We start from the raw sequence: 15983 nt of genomic DNA on the forward strand, positions 1-15983 counted from the left end.
GCCAGCTCATGATAAAGTTCTGATCACTCTGCAACCCGGAGTGCCCGATCAGATATTTAACTCACACCAGCGGTCTTCATCTACTCTATGGATATTTCAGCTATTACCGTCTTTGAACAGCAGCTTATTGAATTTCTGGATACTCCCTCTTCTGAAGCAAGACGAATATTTCATGGCAGAGGCTGTTTCTGGCCCGGTTTAGAACATATCACTGCTGACTGGTTGCAGGGCCATCTGCTGGTCTCTTTGTTCCGGGAACCTGATGCAGAATTTCTACAGGCATTGAAGCAGGTGTTGTTAAACATCAGCAAACACCCGACACTACAGGACAAACCAGATCACTCTGTATTGCTGCATTATCGCCATCGCAATGGCTGTCCTGTTGAAGTGATTACCGGTCAGCATAGTGAATATACAGATATTCAGGAACATGGCCTGAGCTATCGGTTGGATTTAACCAATAAACAGAATAATGGCCTGTTTCTGGACATGAGAAATGGCAGACAATGGGTCCAGGAAAATAGCGCAGATAAGAAAGTGCTGAACCTGTTTGCATACACCTGCGGCTTTTCTGTCGCTGCACTGGCTGGAAATGCTCAATCTGTTGTAAATCTGGATATGTCCAGCCCAGCCCTTAGCCGCGGCAGAGAAAACCACAGACTAAATGACCATGACCTGAGTAAAGTCCGTTTTCTGGCCCATGATCTGTTTAAAACCTGGGGCAAAATACGCAAAACAGGACCTTATGACCTGATCATTATTGATCCGCCATCTTTTCAGAAAGGCAGCTTTATACTGACAAAAGACTATCCCCGGGTCCTCAGACAACTGAACTCGCTGTTATCAGACAATGGCACCGTGATGGCCTGTGCTAATGACCCTGAGATCCATTCTTCTTATCTGATAAACCTGATGAAACAGGAAGCACCGGAATTACGTTTCTTTGAACGTCTTGCTAATCCGGAAGAGTTTCCGGACAAAGACGAAGAAAAGTCATTAAAGGTGATGTTATTCCAGCGTTAACCCTGAATATAAATACCCACGGTAAACAAGCTACACACTATTAGCGGGTAGCATTGCCAGAGGGATTTCCTCTGGCAATGTTCAGATAAGCACTTAAGATCGTAACTGACAGCTCTTTTTTCGCAACATGGCCAAAGCGCCGGATCATACCGGTCAGCTCATTGGCAGAATAACTATATTTTATTTAAACACTCTGCCGTTTTATCAGCTGGACTAATCCTGCTAATTTTCACAATACTGGTTGGACGTTAGACGTACTTTCATGCAGAATCAAACAACTGATTGAAATAGATGTTTTACTGACAGGGGTCGACATATGACGGAAAAAAAAGTGGTAATCAGTGGCGCCGGACTCTGGAATCCGGAACATATCATTACCAATGAAGAGCTGGTTGAAAGCTACAACACCTACGCTGAAAACTATAACCGCCAGCACTCTGCCGAAATTGAATCAGGTGAAAAAACGGAAAAACCCCTGTCCAGTGCAGAGTTCATCTACAAAGCATCAGGTATCAAAGCCCGCTATGCCTTTGTAAAAGAAGGCACACTGGATCCTGATCGGATGAAACCAGCATTGTCTGAAAGAGCTGATGGAGAAATATCTCACCAGGCAGAGATGGCTCTGAATGCCGCCAGAAAAGCGATGAGCGAAGCGAATAAAACTTCGGAACAGATTGATGCTGTCATCGTATCCTGCGCCTACACGCAAAGAGCTTATCCTGCTATTTCAATTGAAGTTCAGCATGCCTTAGGTATTCAGGGCTTTGCATTCGATATGCTGGTCGCTTGTTCAGCGGCTACATTTGCTCTGCATCGGGCCTATGAGATGGTTGCAGCCGGTACAGCAAAATGTGTACTGGTCATCAACCCTGAACTGACATCCCCTCAGGTAAACTACAAAGACAGAGATAGCCACTTCATTTTTGGTGACGTGGCCACAGCGACCATTATCGAACAATCAGCAACAGCTCATTCTGACCACTGTTATGAAATTCTGGGTGTTAAAGCACAAACCAGTTATTCAAATAACATTCGCTCAAATTTCGGCTACCTGTCCCATGTCACGGATACAGAACCTTTCTCTGCTGACAAACTATTTCACCAGAATGGCAGGAAAGTCTTTAAAGAAGTCTGTCCGATGGCTGCAGAGCATATCAGCCAGCATGTTTCATCTGTCGGATTAGATAATCAACAGATCCGTCGTTGGTGGCTTCACCAGGCGAACATCAATATGAACACACTGATCGGTAAGAAACTACTGGGCAGAGACCCTTCAGCAGATGAAGCGCCTATCGTACTGGATCAGTATGCCAACACCGCCTCTGCAGGATCTCTGATCGCCTTTAACCTGCATCATAAAGATCTGCAACCGGGTGATCACGGTGTGATTTGCTCATTCGGTGCGGGTTATTCTATTGGCAGCCTGATCATAAAAAAGATCTGATCAGCGGAATGTCCAGATAATAAAAGGCCCCTGGTGCTTTGAATACAACCAGGGGCAATATTGAGCACCTGTCACGAATAACAGATGCCTTCAGGAGATTTCAGGATTACTCCTCAAAGAAAAACTTTTCTTCGCCAAAGGCTGGCTTAAGGTGATTCAGCCATGTGGCGTTCTCATCATACTGAGCAAAAAATGGTCGCTGAACCCAATCAGGATTACGTCCCTGAATAAACCTCAGAACAAACACTTTTTCTCCGTTAATCTCAGCGACGCCCTGAATTTCAACTTTACCAGGTGTTGCACTCATTGAAGGGCCACGAGCCGTACGGGCAATACCACTCACCTGTTTCATTGCATTACGATAAGTGGCCCAGGCCTGAGCCAGAGGTACTTCAAAGTAATGCTGCGCACCGGTATCACGCTCAACAAACATGTAATAAGGCTGAATACCCATCTCAACCTGAGTCTGCCACATCTTCGCCCAATCATCGGCAGAAGTATTGATATGATTCAGAAGCGGTCCCTGACTGCGAATCTGAGCGCCGGTGGCACGAATACGCTTCACTGCCTGACGGTGGATATCGGTTTCCATCTCACGCCAGTGATTATAGTGCGCCATAAAGGCCAGAGTTTTACCTGCCGCGATCACTTCTTCAAACAGAGCCATCAGATCATCTGCATCAGCGTCCGATACAAAGCGGTAAGGCCAGAAGCTCAGTGCTTTGGAGCCAATGCGAATGGTGCGAATATGATCAAATTCAGGAGACAGCAGCGGCTCCAGATAAGCACGAAGATTCTTTGTCTTCATGACCATAGGATCGCCACCAGTGATCAGCACATCCGTCACTTCTCGATGTTCACGCAGATAATCCTGCAACTGACCGGACTCTTTCGCAGCCATTTTCAGAGAGCTATCCCCGACAAACTGAGCCCAACGGAAACAGAAGGTACAGTAGCTATGGCAGACCTGGCCAGAACTTGGAAAAAACAGTACGGTTTCGCTGTACTTGTGCTGAATACCCTGTACCGGCTCACCATTAACACGGGGGATGTTCTGCTCCAGCTGGCCTGCCGGATGAGGATTCAGCGCTTCACGCACTTCGGCTACCGCTTGCTTCAGCAGCTCTTTCTCTCCGGTTTCTTTAGCCAGCTTAATCTTTTTGAAGTGCTCCTCTTTTAACATACCTCTCTGTGGAAAGGTCAGCTGAAACAGGGGGTCTTCAACAACATTATTCCAGTCAATTAGTTCATCAATGACATATTGATTGACTCTGAAAGGAAGCACTTCAGCAACCACTTCCATTTCAGCTCTAAGTGCTTCAGGCAAAGACTTCAGCTGCTCAACCTTATCCAACTGGCGAGCCGTATACACTTTAAATTTAGGCGTAGGTTGCTCTTTAACTATTTGTTCTGTATTAATAATTTCCTGAACTGTCATAAACTCACTTCAAGTTTCACGAATCTGTTTTATATAATTTATCACGTGGCATTATACAGAAAAAAACCGTACTAACAGAACTAACATTTTGGCTGACAAATTTTTACAGTACAAATAAATACTGACAAAACCAAAGCTACTCTGAAGCTCGGAGCATCACAGTATTCTGCTACACTCCGGGCATAGGCCTGAGAACACGATGGCTCTTTACAATAAACGACTATTCAGATACTTATGATTTCCCCCTCCTTTTTTCTTAACGAGCGCTATGCTTGGAATTGACAGGTGTCACAAAAAAACACATTCAAGAGACATCTACATATAAAATATTTTAAAATGCATATAGTTACGGACTATGGCTTGCTGAATTTATGAAAAAACTCCTCCTGGTTGAAGACAGTAATCTGTTTGCAAAAGCGATTCAGCGACAGCTGGCCCAGAATAATTGCTATGAGGTTTTCCATGCTGCGACCTATGAGCAAGCACTGGAATTACTGGAGCAACATTGTTTTTTCGTAGCAATAACAGATCTGGTGTTACCTGATGCGTCTCAGGGAGAGATTGTTCGCACAGTCGTTGGAAAAGCGATCCCGACAATTCCTTTGACCAGCTCAATGAATGAAGTGATGCAGCAACAAATATCTGCACTACCGATTGTTGACTACGTTGTTAAAAGTGGAATCAGCGATCTCTTCTATGCTGTACGTTTAGCTGAGTTGCTTCTGACAACCGACAATATGCCGGTACTTATTGTTGACGACTCAATGTCCAGCCTGTCCTCTATCGGGGCCTTGATGCAGCCATTGTTGTTCAATATTTACACTGCAAAATCAGGAGCAGAAGCACTTAAAGTACTGCAGGAGCACCCCGAAATATCATTGATGGTAACAGATTATGAGATGCCAGAGATGAATGGTCAGGAGCTGGTCAGAGAGGTCCGTAAAAAACGAGATGCCCTGGAATTTCCGATCATTGCAGTCACCGGCCATAGAGACCCTCAGCTCGGTGCCAGCTTTTTGAAAACAGGGGTTAACGACTTCCTGGTTAAGCCCTTCTCCAGGGAAGAGTTCATCAGCCGTATTGTCACCCTGGTAAATAGCCGGGAGAAGTTTAAACAGATTGACCGCTACGCTGCTACAGTTGATAACTACGTTATCACTTCCAGCACCGATGAAAATGGCATCATTCGCTCGGTGAGTCAGGCCTTCTGTGATATATCAGGCTATAGCCGGGAAGAACTTATTGGACGCAATCATAATATTGTCCGCCATCCGGATATGCCAGACTCTTTGTATAAAGATTTATGGGATACAATTCAGTCTGGTTGTGTCTGGCGTGGCGAAGTTAAAAATGCCAAAAAGAATGGCGACTTCTACTGGGTTGATGTAACGATTGAACCCCAGAAAGACAGGCAGGGAGACATTACGGGGTATACCGCTATACGGCAGGATATTACAAATAAGAAGCACATTGAGACTCTGTCTGTAACTGACCCTATGACAGGCCTGTATAATCGCCGTCATCTGAGCAGCTTATTTCCCGATTATGCAGCAAAAGCCATTGAACAAGGCGCTCTGCTTGCTTTCCTCATTTTTGATGTCGATAAATTCAAACAGTATAACGATAACTATGGCCATCAGGCAGGAGATGATGTGCTGATTAACATTGGTACTATCATGCAGGATGTTGCCAGACGACACGATGCCCTGGCCTATCGCCTGGGGGGCGAAGAGTTTGCCCTTCTCTATCTGTCCGGGGAGACAGAACAGGCTTTATCCTGTGCAGAGGATATGAGATACAGTATTGAGTCCTTAGGTATTCTGCACGAATACAACTCCGCAGCTTCTGTTGTCACCGCATCTTTTGGTCTCTTTCTTAGTACTGGAAGCTCTGACCTTGAACAATGTTACCAGAGAAGTGATGAAGCACTTTACCAGGCAAAAGAAAGTGGCAGAAACCGAACAATCACTTTCTCAGAATAAAAAATGCTTGCACAACAAAATGTTATACGTATAATACGTCCCACGTAGCAGGCGCGTAGCTCAGTTGGTTAGAGCACCACCTTGACATGGTGGGGGTCGTTGGTTCGAATCCGATCGCGCCTACCAGATACAAAGGCCACCTTAATATTAAGGTGGCCTTTCTGGTTTATGGCGCACTCTTCTGCGGCACGATATTTACGGTTTCCCCCACTATTTACGCCTTTAAATCAAAAGCTTAACCCATAAGAACCTATACATTTGTCATCATAGTCGATTATGATGCTGAAAGAACTCTGTTTTCAGCACGCTGAAAGCTGTCTGGTAGCATACATTTAAGGAAATACTATGTTTAAGAAATTACTGGCAAGTGTAGGCATTGGTGGAGCAAAAGTAGATACGATTCTTACCAAAGAAGTGGTTTCTCCCGGAGATACGATCAGCGCTAACATTGTCATCACAGGAGGAGACACAGAGCAGGAAATTTCCGGACTGGATCTTGCGTTGATGACCCGTGTTAAAGTTGAACGGGATGACACAGAAATGGTTATCAACAAGCCTCTGGCTCAGTGGCATATTGCAGATAAATTCGTTATCCAGCCAGGAGAAATCAGAGAAATCCCATTTGAAGGCTCACTGCCATGGGAAACACCCGTAAGCTCTAATGGTGCGCGCAACAATCAGACCCGAGTCTGGATTGCTACCGGCCTCAATATCGACATGGCTATTGATGCCAGTGACAAAGACCCCCTGAACATCATCCCAACTCCAACTCAGAATAAAGTACTCCAGGCGATGGATAACTGTGGTTATACCATATTTAAAGCTGACGTTGAGGAAGGACAACTCAGAGGACATGACTTTGCGTCCACAACTGGATGCTACCAGGAGCTGGAATACCGCCCTAATGAATTTGCTCTGTTTGGCCTGAATGAAGTTGAGGTTTCTTTTGTAGCCTCAGAACATGTCACCCATGTTTTACTAGAGCTTGATCGTAATTTTGGAGGAGACAGCTACCGCAGCCTGACACTGCCAAACAACATCAGTCTGGAAGAAGTGACCGCTCAGCTAAAATCTTTGCTTGGCTGATGAAAATATCAAGCACGCGCGCAGAGCAAGAAACCACTCTGCGCTCAGCTTGCTTTAAAGCTCTATGAGACCTGAGGCAAAACAACTGACGCCTGAAAGCCCCAATCAGACAGAAGGATTAGCGGCACAAATCTCCAGATAACGAGCCGTTACTTTTTCCATCCCTTGCTCAATGCACTCAACCGTCAACACATGACCAATAGATACTTCCAGAATACCCGGAATGCTCAGAAAATCGGGTAGATTATTCAGATCAAGATCATGACCAGCATTAACCTCCAAACCCAGCTGCTGAGCTCTGGCAGCAGCCTGACGATAACGTTCCAACACCACTTTACCTTGCTCTGTACCATGAGTAGCCGCAAACTCTTCGGTATAAAGCTCAATTCTGGCAGCTCCCGTTTTCACAGCTTTTTCTACCATGGAGACATCCGGGTCAAGAAAAATAGCACTGCGAATACCAGCATCATTCAGACGCTGACAAACCTGCGTCACAAATTCTGCGTCTTTATCCAGATCCCAGCCATGATCTGATGTCAGCTGATCAGGTGCATCAGGCACCAGAGTACACTGAGCAGGCTTAATCTCTTCTACCATTTTCAGAAAATCTTCTGATGGATACCCTTCAATATTGAGCTCAATGCGACTGTTATGAGGCAGCAATTGCCCCAGATCTCTGGCATCCTGGTTCGTAATATGGCGCTCATCCTGTCGAGGATGAATCGTAATACCGTGAACCCCGAGAGCAATAAATTTATTTGCAAAATCAATCACATTAGGAAAATCCCGTCCGCGGGAGTTTCTTAGCAAAGCAATTTTATTCAGATTAACACTTAAACAGGTCATTGCGACTCTCAACTTCTGGTCAAAACACAGAGCAGCACACCTACTCTGAACAGTAAGTTTTCATTATAGAGAAATTTTCATATAGAGCACTGAGTTTCTGATACAGTATGACTATCAGCAAACTTAAGGAAAATCAGGATGATAGTAAGAGAAATGGAAGCCAAAGACCTTCCAGAATGCGCAGAAGTTTTCCAGCAAACCTTCTCCTCTCCTCCATGGAATGAAGCCTGGTCACTGTCAGATTCAACCAGAAGGTTAGACTATTTTTTTAACTCTCAGGCAGCCTCAGGATATATCGCTATATCCAATGCTAATCAGCAAATATCAGACACTGACAGAATAATTGGTTTCATTCTGGGTCAGGCAGAACCCTTTCAAAACAGCGATCTTTTTCATATCAGGGAATTCTGCGTTTTACCTGAGTATCAGAATCAGGGGGCAGGCCACATTCTGCTGAAAACCCTGGAAGGCAGCCTGAAGCCAGCAAGTATCTCAGCCATTTACCTTCTAACAGACAAAAAACTCCCCGCGGCAGGCTTTTATCAGAACAACGGCTACGGTCAGAATAACAACCTTACTCTGTACTCAAAAAGTCAAATATCAGGCAAGTGATCGAAATCAATCAACGACAATTAATGATAATTTAAGGTGCTTATCAACTGATGAGCAAAATGTTCTGGCTGTTCAAAAAAAGGATAATGAGCTGATGCATCAAACGGGATAAATATTTTTTCTCTGGCCATTAGTTGACTAAAATATTGCTCCAGCAGATCACCCGATACCTCATGATCGTGCATACCAGTATAGAAAATAACAGGTAATTTCAGTTCAGGAACGTCGACAAAAGCATCAAAAGCCCAGACAGCGTCATCATAAAAAATCCCCCTGGAAAAAACTTTTCCGTCCAGCCATAACTGTTCATTGTCCTGATAAGCTGCACCAGAGCGAATAAAATCCCACACAGCCTCATCACTGGTTTCGCCGTATACAGCACCACCAAACCATGCAACCCAGTATGATGTCATAGCATGATAATCATCTGTACCTGACTCATCTGCCGGATAGATCCCATCTTCGTCAGGGCGTCCTGCGTCACTTAACGCTGTAATGGCCGTGCCATTGTGTGAAGTTATTGCAGCAGAAAGTGCAAAGTCATAGCGATGCTGTTCATTCAATGCAATATTGGTTATCTGAGCAATAGCGCCATAAGCATGGTAATCATCAGGGTATCGGGACGCCAGCAGCAGACCAGGCAAGGTTCCGAATGAATGCGCCAGCAAATAGATCTTTTGCTGATCAAAATGAGATTTCAGCCAGAGCGTCAGCTCATAGGCATCTTCAACCAACTGTTCCAGATAAAGACCATCATCTGCCTGTTGATCGGAATAAGCCAGCCCGGCTCCGGGCTGGTCCCAATCAACAATAATAAAGTGATCTAGCAGCTCAGGAGAAAGTCGTACGATGGAGCCTGTAATAGCATGTCCGGGGCCACCGTGCAGCCACAGTATCACCGGCTTGTCTTTGCCCTCTCCCTGTATCAGTATTTTCAGCTCATTCTCCGAAGACGTCCTGAGCACAACAGGGAATTCTTTGTACTTTATAGACCTACGATCAACATCTGCCTCGCCAGAAGAATATGCAGATATAAGAAGAGCGCAAGCAGCAGAAAAAAAACAGAAACTCTTAAACAACATGTTTTATCCATCCCTGATAAACATCATTACAAGAGCAAAACCAGAATATCAGACCAACATTCCAGCTATAAAAAAAGGGGACTTCCTGTGTCCCCTAAGAGCAACAGCCTTTAAGGCCTGCATTCGTGAAAGCGTTTCAGTCAGATTGATACTAATTAACCTGTGAAAAACTTTGTTGCAAAAACATGATGCAAGTATGGTTCGATACAGCTTTGCTCTCTACTCGGTCAACTACCGGATTTTTCAGGGTTTTCCCTAGGGTATTATCATGCAAGGCTATGTATACTTTAAATCAGATAAAGAAATTGGTTTACGGAAACAATACCTATGGCAGTTGAAAAATACCCCTCTATGCTACGCCAGCTCTGCCAGCTGATTCTACTGCCAATTATTATTCTTATGATTACTCTTACAGCGGGACAGGTATTTTTCCAGCTGACGCAAAGTGCTGAAAAACGAGAAAATTACCGGAATGAACAAATTGATCAGATCACAGGGCTGCTGGCAAAAGCAATTTTCGATGCCGACAAAAATTCCGTCAACCTGATAGGAGATAGCTTATTTCGCAATCAAGATATTACTCACCTGATGATCTCAGATCAGTTTTCACGACTTTACCTTAAAAACAGAACGAGTCCCGACTCTGAAGCAGAACGAATACTGGACCCTCTGGTCATCAGCCGCCCTCTGAGCTATCAGTTACCATCCGGGGAACGTGTATTAATGGGAAATGTCACAGCTCATTTCACCAATGCAGCGGAGCAAGCCTTATTTTCCGCCAGTAATATCTGGTTTGTTTTTGCATGCATGATAGACATACTGCTGATCTCATTTATTATTTATATGGTTCTGAAATACAAACTGGTTTCTCCCATTGCACAACTGACAGATCAACTCCGTCGGAATCGCCCCGGACAATTTAAACCGATTATAATCAGGAACAGTTTTAACAAGGAAATAGCTCAACTGGCCCGGCTATGTAATGATCTTCAGGAAAACAATCACATCCATCATCTGCGACAAAAAGAGATCCGTGACAAACTGATAGAAAGAACTCACGAAGTGGCAGAAGGAAAAGAGTCGTCACGTTTGCTCACTAATATGCTGCAGAGCAGCCAGAAAAGATATCGAGCTCTTTTTCATCGTAACATTGACCCTGTACTTATCGTTGAACCGTACCGGGTAGGCGCAGCTGACATAAACAGAATCATTGATGCAAACCAGGCCGCTCTGAATCTGCTGCAACTTCCCCTTGATAACCTGACACATCAGGATTTTGAAGATAAATTTGGCATTAAGCCAATGGAACATGGTAACCATCGGTTGCCTGAAGGCGTACTTGCAAGTCAGTACGGTGCACTTCCTAAACATATTGAATTGCATTTCAATATGGTTGTATATGAAAACCACTCTCTTTATTACGTTACTCTGAAAGATATTACCGACAAGGTAAGAGCGGAAACGCTGGAGAAAGAAGCTAACGACCTGATGTCATACCGGCAGAATCAGATGGCCATTTCGGAAATGGCAACCACTATTGCCCATGAGCTGAACCAGCCTCTGGCAGCTATACGGAATTATTCGCAATCTGTTATAAACTTCAGCTTACAGGATAGTGAACTGAACCGCGAAAAGATTACCGAGAGCCTTCGTCAGCTCAAACAACAAGCTGATATCGCTTCTGATATCGTTAAACAGGCAAGGGGGCAATCCGGAAGAAATGATTATCCTCAGGAACCGCTTGAGATGGTGAAAATGATTCAGAACACAATTGAACTATGCCAGCTCAGAGCAGATAAAGAAAACGTTGTACTGGAGTTTAATTCTGCAACTATTGAAGCCTGGGTAGTAGGCAATGAAGTGCAACTCAAGCAACTTATGATAAACCTGATAAGTAATGCTATTGAAATTATCAGTGAAACACAGGCACAAACCCGCTCTGTCACATTGCATTTACTCAGAAATGACGAGCAATACCAGCTGGATGTAATGGACACAGGTCCGGGTATAGAAGATATTGACCGGGTTTTCACAACACACTACACCACAAAGAAAAACGGACTTGGTATGGGGCTATCAATTTGTCGAAGTATTGCAGAGATGCATCAGAGCTCAATCTTTGCTACAAATCTGGAGCATGGCGGCGCATGTTTCACACTTTGCATACCTGTTTTTAATCCTGATAACACCCAGCCTCCAGCAATTACGGTCAATTGAATCTGAACAGGAATCTGGACTCTATGACTCAGAAGGTACACAAAATTCATATCATTGATGATACGGACTCAGTAGCTGCATCTCTGAAAATGCTACTTGAATCATATGGATATGAAGCAACAACTCATCCGTCCGGAGAGGACTTTATTGAAACCGTCAAAGAAACCTCAGCTGAACCCAGCTGTATTCTTCTCGATGTACGAATGCAGGGAATGAGCGGTATTGAACTGTACCAACAACTGGAAAGACTGAATGTCATTGCTCCTGTTATCTTTATAACCGGGCATGCAACCGTTCCTATGGCTGTCCGGGCTATTCAACTAGGGGCTTTTGACTTTCTGGAAAAACCTATTGACCATAGTCAGTTAATTTTCAAGGTAGAGGCGGCTCTGAGAAAATTCAGGGAAATGAAAGAGTCCGTATTAAAGGATCAGGCGACAAATAAAGTTTTGAACTCCCTCACCCGAAGAGAGAAGCAGATTCTGGATCTTCTGATTGAAGGGCTGGCAAACAAAGAAATTGCCCGAGAACTGAATATTACAGTGAAAACGGTTGAATATCATCGGAGCAATATTATGAAAAAAACTCAGGCCAGTTCACTGGCTGAGCTGGTAAAAATTTATATGGCATACGCCAGCGCATGAATCGATTGAGTCAGATAATACAGACCATAGTTCTGATACTATCAATATCTCTGGTCGTAACACTATCCCCAGCAACCAGGGCAGAGAATCTACCTGCTACAGATGCCAGAAAGCTGCATTTCGTATTACTGATAAATGATGAGAAAGCGCCTTTCTGGCAACTGACAAGACAAGCCGCTGACAAAGCAGCGCAAGATCTTGGAATCAAACTGGAAGTTATCCTCCTGGGCAACAACCCGCTTCGTCCTGTGCGAACTCTTAACACTCTGCTATCAACAGATTACAAACCTGATGCTGTATTATTTTCTAATCTTAAACATACCGGACAACACATTCTTAATCTGCTCGAGCAACACCAGATATACTCGATGGTTTTCGACAATGGTTTCTCTATAGATGATCAAATGGGTAGTCCGGGCGATCACTATAAATTCTGGCAAGCCCAGCTACTGAGTGGCAATGAACTGGCATCAAGACGAATAACCCGGGAACTTATTGAAAAAGGACTGAGCAATCCGGACTTTGAAAAACCATTATCTATGATTGCTCTTGAGGGAGCTCCGGCTTCGGATGCCAGCAACGAGCGACTGGCTGGCCTGAAAAAAACACTCAGAGAGTATGCCGGAATGGTTCAGCTTCACCACGTATTTCCCACTAACTGGGAACCTGATAATGCAAGAGATGCGGTACTGTCTGCCAGCAGAAGATATCCGGGGATTAATCTGATCTGGTCAGCAAATGATGATATGGCTATCAGTGCAGCAAGGGCTATTGCAGAAACAGGAAAAATACCTGGCGAAGATGTTTTCATTACCGGGTTTGATCTGACACCCGAGGCTGACAAATATATAACATCAGGACGTTTGCTTAACAGCTATGGTGGTCATTATATGTCGGCAGCCTGGAGCATCATTTATATGTATGATTTTTTTCAGGGGTTTAACCAGCAACCCACCAGCATGCAGCTATCGATGATCAGTCACCAACACGAATGGAAAATTCCATTCGAAAAAGAAATAAGGTCAGGGCAGTTTGATAGCATTGATTTCACTCAATTCTCAAAAGCCCACCGGCAGCATAAAAAGTATCCGTTTCTGATGATTGCCCGTCATCGGCAGGATTTACAGACCTTACATATCCAGACTGATAACTGAATTTATCTGGTACAGATTAAATAGAAAAGCCCCGGCATCAAGGTTAGCCGGGGCTTTTACACGCACATTCAGAACCAGAAGAATCAGATACTCAACACATCAACTGATGAAGTATCCAGATTATTCAGTCCTGTCAGATCAACATCGGTCAGATCAAAATGACTTCTCTCAAGATACCCTTCAACAACTTCATAGACATTGAGAGTCTCGCTCTCATCACCTAAAAACTTAGCCAGCTCAATGTCACGAACAATGCTCTGCTCTTCACCATACTGATCGATAAATAATTCTTCCAGACTAACAGTACCATCATCATTCATATCCAGTTCAACATGACGACTCACTGTTTCACCATCTTCATTAATACAAACAACATCCAGATCTACCCCACCATCCTCATCCGCAGAAACTGTTACCGTTTTACTGCGCCCTTCATCGTTAACAGAAGAGATATCAATACCACCTGAGTCATTATCTGAAACAGTGACACTTCTGCTATGAGTCTCTCCCTCAGAGTCTGTAGCCGATACAGAAATAGTCACACTGCCATCATCATTGTTAACGACTTCCTGAGTCAGGTCCTCAGGCTCAGAATACTCACCTCTCTTGCCACCTTTATGACCTCCACCTTTTCCTTCATAAGCCTCCTGCCTACCTGATTGCTGGCCTTGCTGAAATTGGCTATTCATTCCACGCATAACTTTTCTCCTGAATCGACTTTAAAGTGGGATTTTTTCCCCCGAGCACAAAATCTATATTAAGTGGGTTTTTTTCACACGTAAAGTTTTTTTGATAAATTTTGTTAACACAGTCCCATCTTCCTGGTCGATAGCACGCTATTAAAAGGCCATGAAAGAACCTGAGTTCTATAATCTGAAATACATATGCCTGAGGAGCACAGGAATGAAGATGCAAGAAGCCAGAACTTAAGAAAAGACTTAAATAGGAACAGATGAGCTGCCAGAGAAAAGAAACTGTCAATCCGCTTTCCAGTTCATATCAGGTTTCAGCAAGCCGCTTATTACCGAAAACCACCAACATCAAGGAGATAGGCTGTATCTGTATCACGACGAATGACCTGAAATACAGTCAAGAAGTTGAAGAATGTCGCAAGACTTTTCAGAAATGCAATGCTCAGGCTGTCATACTACAGCAACCAGATCAGGCCAGAGTCAATACTTATGTATCCGATCTTTACAGCATCTATAATCAGATAAGATATCATCTACTGATACTTTCAGAGCCAGCAGCAGCGGCCGGAGGTGATAATGAGCAAACCGCTATATGGATTTTTCCTGATAACCCTGCTGTATCTTCCGGATACTGGCTATGCCTCGTCAGTCAAAAAAATATACCTGACATCCCTGGAGTGGCCGCCATACAGTAGCAGTAAACTACCGGATGGCGGAGCCAGTGTTGCTATTGCCAAAGCAGCTTTTCTCTCAATGGGATACCAGCTTGAAGTTGAATTTTATCCCTGGACAAGAGCTATCAATGAGGCCAGAAATCCTGATAGCCGCTATTCAGGCTACTTTCCAGAATATTATTCAGAGGAAGTTGCCAGGGAGTTTTTGTATAGCCAGCCAATGGGAAGCAGCCCATTGGCACTGATTGAAAACACCCTTAATCCGGTTTACTGGAGAAAAATCAGCGACCTGAGCCCATATGTAATAGGCACGGTACAAAATTACATAAATACCAGGGAGTTTGATCTGAGAGTAGCTTCCGGATTACAGAAAACGGAGGCGGTGATTAATGACCTGACCAATATAAAAAAAGTAGCGGCTAACAGAATACCGGCAGCCATTATTGATAAATAACGTATTCCATTATTTGCTCAATACAGACAAAAGACTTTCCCTTATTTCAGACAAGGTACAGATTAACCAGCGCTTACTGGAGAAAAAACAGCTCTACCTATGCTTCCGAAATACACCCAGAGGAAGATATCTGTCTTTTGTTTATAACCAGGGGCTCAGAAATCTCGATACTGACACCATGATAAACAGCTATATAAGCGCTCTATTGCATTCTGAATCGGAAAAAACTAAGCAATGAATTATTCAGCCACAGATACAACTGCTATTCTCAGAACTGCAGCACGTTTCTTTCTTACAGGTTTATTCTATCTAGTCAGCCCTGAAAAAGTCAGGTTTCTATCTAACAGAGCATCGGTTGGCTTTATTGCTCCAGGAAATAAAGCCAACTGATTTTCTGTTCCCCATTTGCAGTTTGTACGATGACCAGAGCCTGAATGACTCCCTTGTATTCAAACAAAAAGAAAAGGCTCATCCATTTCTTCAAATTCCAGGCACAAGCCGCCATTAACAGGTTTATTGCATCACCTTCGCTACCTTTCAGCCCGTTTCTGGAAAGTCGATAATCCTGTTTCAGATGCCCTATGATGGGTTCAATCGCTGATCGCCTCCTACAGAGCGTCCTCTTTCGGTTCCTC

The 15983-nt window shown here is 44.0% G+C and carries 14 protein-coding genes and 1 tRNA gene; 10 read left to right on the forward strand and 5 right to left on the reverse strand.

The window, feature by feature from the left end; translation table 11 throughout:
• The first annotated feature begins 87 nt into the window (after positions 1-87).
• Positions 88-1023, forward strand: a complete 936-nt coding sequence (locus H4O21_RS20650; RefSeq protein WP_182810793.1) for a class I SAM-dependent methyltransferase — start codon at positions 88-90, stop codon at positions 1021-1023.
• Positions 1024-1339: 316 nt separating this feature from the next.
• Positions 1340-2467: a beta-ketoacyl-ACP synthase III gene (locus H4O21_RS20655; protein WP_182810794.1), complete on the forward strand. Its 1128-nt coding sequence runs from the start codon at positions 1340-1342 to the stop codon at positions 2465-2467.
• A 106-nt stretch (positions 2468-2573) separates the two neighbouring features.
• On the opposite strand, the gene H4O21_RS20660 is transcribed toward H4O21_RS20655, so the two are convergent.
• Positions 2574-3905, reverse strand: a complete 1332-nt coding sequence (locus H4O21_RS20660) for a KamA family radical SAM protein (RefSeq protein WP_182810795.1) — start codon at positions 3903-3905, stop codon at positions 2574-2576.
• Positions 3906-4276: 371 nt separating this feature from the next.
• Between H4O21_RS20660 and H4O21_RS20665 the strand changes: the two genes are divergently transcribed.
• The 3 genes from H4O21_RS20665 to H4O21_RS20675 all read left to right on the forward strand — a co-directional run bounded on the left by H4O21_RS20665 (position 4277) and on the right by H4O21_RS20675 (position 6973).
• Entirely contained in the window at positions 4277-5887 is a 1611-nt protein-coding gene (locus H4O21_RS20665; protein WP_182810796.1) for a diguanylate cyclase, read from the forward strand.
• 49 nt (positions 5888-5936) lie between these two features.
• Positions 5937-6013: transfer RNA gene (locus H4O21_RS20670), tRNA-Val, on the forward strand.
• Positions 6014-6232: 219 nt separating this feature from the next.
• On the forward strand, positions 6233-6973 hold the full coding sequence (locus H4O21_RS20675) for a sporulation protein (protein WP_182810797.1): 741 nt from the start codon (positions 6233-6235) through the stop codon (positions 6971-6973).
• A 105-nt stretch (positions 6974-7078) separates the two neighbouring features.
• On the opposite strand, the gene H4O21_RS20680 is transcribed toward H4O21_RS20675, so the two are convergent.
• On the reverse strand, positions 7079-7819 hold the full coding sequence (locus tag H4O21_RS20680) for a pyridoxine 5'-phosphate synthase (protein ID WP_182810798.1): 741 nt from the start codon (positions 7817-7819) through the stop codon (positions 7079-7081).
• A 138-nt stretch (positions 7820-7957) separates the two neighbouring features.
• On the opposite strand from H4O21_RS20680, the gene H4O21_RS20685 reads away from it, so the two are divergent.
• Positions 7958-8431: a GNAT family N-acetyltransferase gene (locus H4O21_RS20685; RefSeq protein WP_182810799.1), complete on the forward strand. Its 474-nt coding sequence runs from the start codon at positions 7958-7960 to the stop codon at positions 8429-8431.
• 20 nt (positions 8432-8451) lie between these two features.
• Here the strand turns inward: H4O21_RS20685 and H4O21_RS20690 are convergent, their stop codons facing one another.
• The gene (locus H4O21_RS20690; RefSeq protein ID WP_182810800.1) at positions 8452-9396 is read right to left on the reverse strand and encodes an alpha/beta fold hydrolase; all 945 of its coding nucleotides are present in this window, start codon (positions 9394-9396) and stop codon (positions 8452-8454) included.
• Positions 9397-9840: 444 nt separating this feature from the next.
• On the opposite strand from H4O21_RS20690, the gene H4O21_RS20695 reads away from it, so the two are divergent.
• The 3 genes from H4O21_RS20695 to H4O21_RS20705 are packed head-to-tail and all read left to right on the forward strand — an operon-like array spanning position 9841 to position 13528.
• Positions 9841-11730: a sensor histidine kinase gene (locus H4O21_RS20695; RefSeq protein WP_182810801.1), complete on the forward strand. Its 1890-nt coding sequence runs from the start codon at positions 9841-9843 to the stop codon at positions 11728-11730.
• A 23-nt stretch (positions 11731-11753) separates the two neighbouring features.
• Positions 11754-12374 carry a response regulator transcription factor gene (locus H4O21_RS20700; RefSeq protein ID WP_182810802.1) on the forward strand — a complete coding sequence of 207 codons (621 nt, stop codon included), beginning with the start codon at positions 11754-11756 and terminating at the stop codon, positions 12372-12374.
• Positions 12375-12379: 5 nt separating this feature from the next.
• The gene (locus H4O21_RS20705) at positions 12380-13528 is read left to right on the forward strand and encodes an ABC transporter substrate-binding protein (RefSeq protein WP_182810803.1); all 1149 of its coding nucleotides are present in this window, start codon (positions 12380-12382) and stop codon (positions 13526-13528) included.
• A gap of 83 nt (positions 13529-13611) precedes the next feature.
• On the opposite strand, the gene H4O21_RS20710 is transcribed toward H4O21_RS20705, so the two are convergent.
• Entirely contained in the window at positions 13612-14226 is a 615-nt protein-coding gene (locus H4O21_RS20710; RefSeq protein WP_182810804.1) for a hypothetical protein, read from the reverse strand.
• A gap of 570 nt (positions 14227-14796) precedes the next feature.
• Here H4O21_RS20710 and H4O21_RS20715 point away from each other — a divergent pair.
• Complete coding sequence (locus H4O21_RS20715; RefSeq protein ID WP_220495774.1) at positions 14797-15348, forward strand: transporter substrate-binding domain-containing protein; 552 nt, start codon at positions 14797-14799, stop codon at positions 15346-15348.
• A gap of 361 nt (positions 15349-15709) precedes the next feature.
• Here H4O21_RS20715 and H4O21_RS20720 read toward each other — a convergent pair.
• Positions 15710-15983: transposase (locus H4O21_RS20720; protein ID WP_220495775.1), on the reverse strand; the 274-nt coding region annotated here is incomplete at its 5' end.

It is taken from the genome of Oceanospirillum sediminis, from assembly GCF_014164585.1.
In the GTDB taxonomy this organism is placed as follows: domain Bacteria; phylum Pseudomonadota; class Gammaproteobacteria; order Pseudomonadales; family Halomonadaceae; genus Oceanospirillum; species Oceanospirillum sediminis.

Bases quoted from the DNA above. Each gene is read 5' to 3' on its own strand.
- H4O21_RS20715 (WP_220495774.1), top strand. From the start codon at position 14,797: ATGAGCAAACCGCTATATGGATTTTTCCTGATAACCCTGCTGTATCTT.
- H4O21_RS20660 (WP_182810795.1), bottom strand. From the start codon at position 3,905: ATGACAGTTCAGGAAATTATTAATACAGAACAAATAGTTAAAGAGCAA.
- H4O21_RS20700 (WP_182810802.1), top strand. From the start codon at position 11,754: ATGACTCAGAAGGTACACAAAATTCATATCATTGATGATACGGACTCA.
- H4O21_RS20650 (WP_182810793.1), top strand. From the start codon at position 88: ATGGATATTTCAGCTATTACCGTCTTTGAACAGCAGCTTATTGAATTT.
- H4O21_RS20680 (WP_182810798.1), bottom strand. From the start codon at position 7,819: ATGACCTGTTTAAGTGTTAATCTGAATAAAATTGCTTTGCTAAGAAAC.
- H4O21_RS20665 (WP_182810796.1), top strand. From the start codon at position 4,277: ATGAAAAAACTCCTCCTGGTTGAAGACAGTAATCTGTTTGCAAAAGCG.
- H4O21_RS20675 (WP_182810797.1), top strand. From the start codon at position 6,233: ATGTTTAAGAAATTACTGGCAAGTGTAGGCATTGGTGGAGCAAAAGTA.
- H4O21_RS20685 (WP_182810799.1), top strand. From the start codon at position 7,958: ATGATAGTAAGAGAAATGGAAGCCAAAGACCTTCCAGAATGCGCAGAA.
- H4O21_RS20710 (WP_182810804.1), bottom strand. From the start codon at position 14,226: ATGCGTGGAATGAATAGCCAATTTCAGCAAGGCCAGCAATCAGGTAGG.
- H4O21_RS20655 (WP_182810794.1), top strand. From the start codon at position 1,340: ATGACGGAAAAAAAAGTGGTAATCAGTGGCGCCGGACTCTGGAATCCG.
- H4O21_RS20695 (WP_182810801.1), top strand. From the start codon at position 9,841: ATGGCAGTTGAAAAATACCCCTCTATGCTACGCCAGCTCTGCCAGCTG.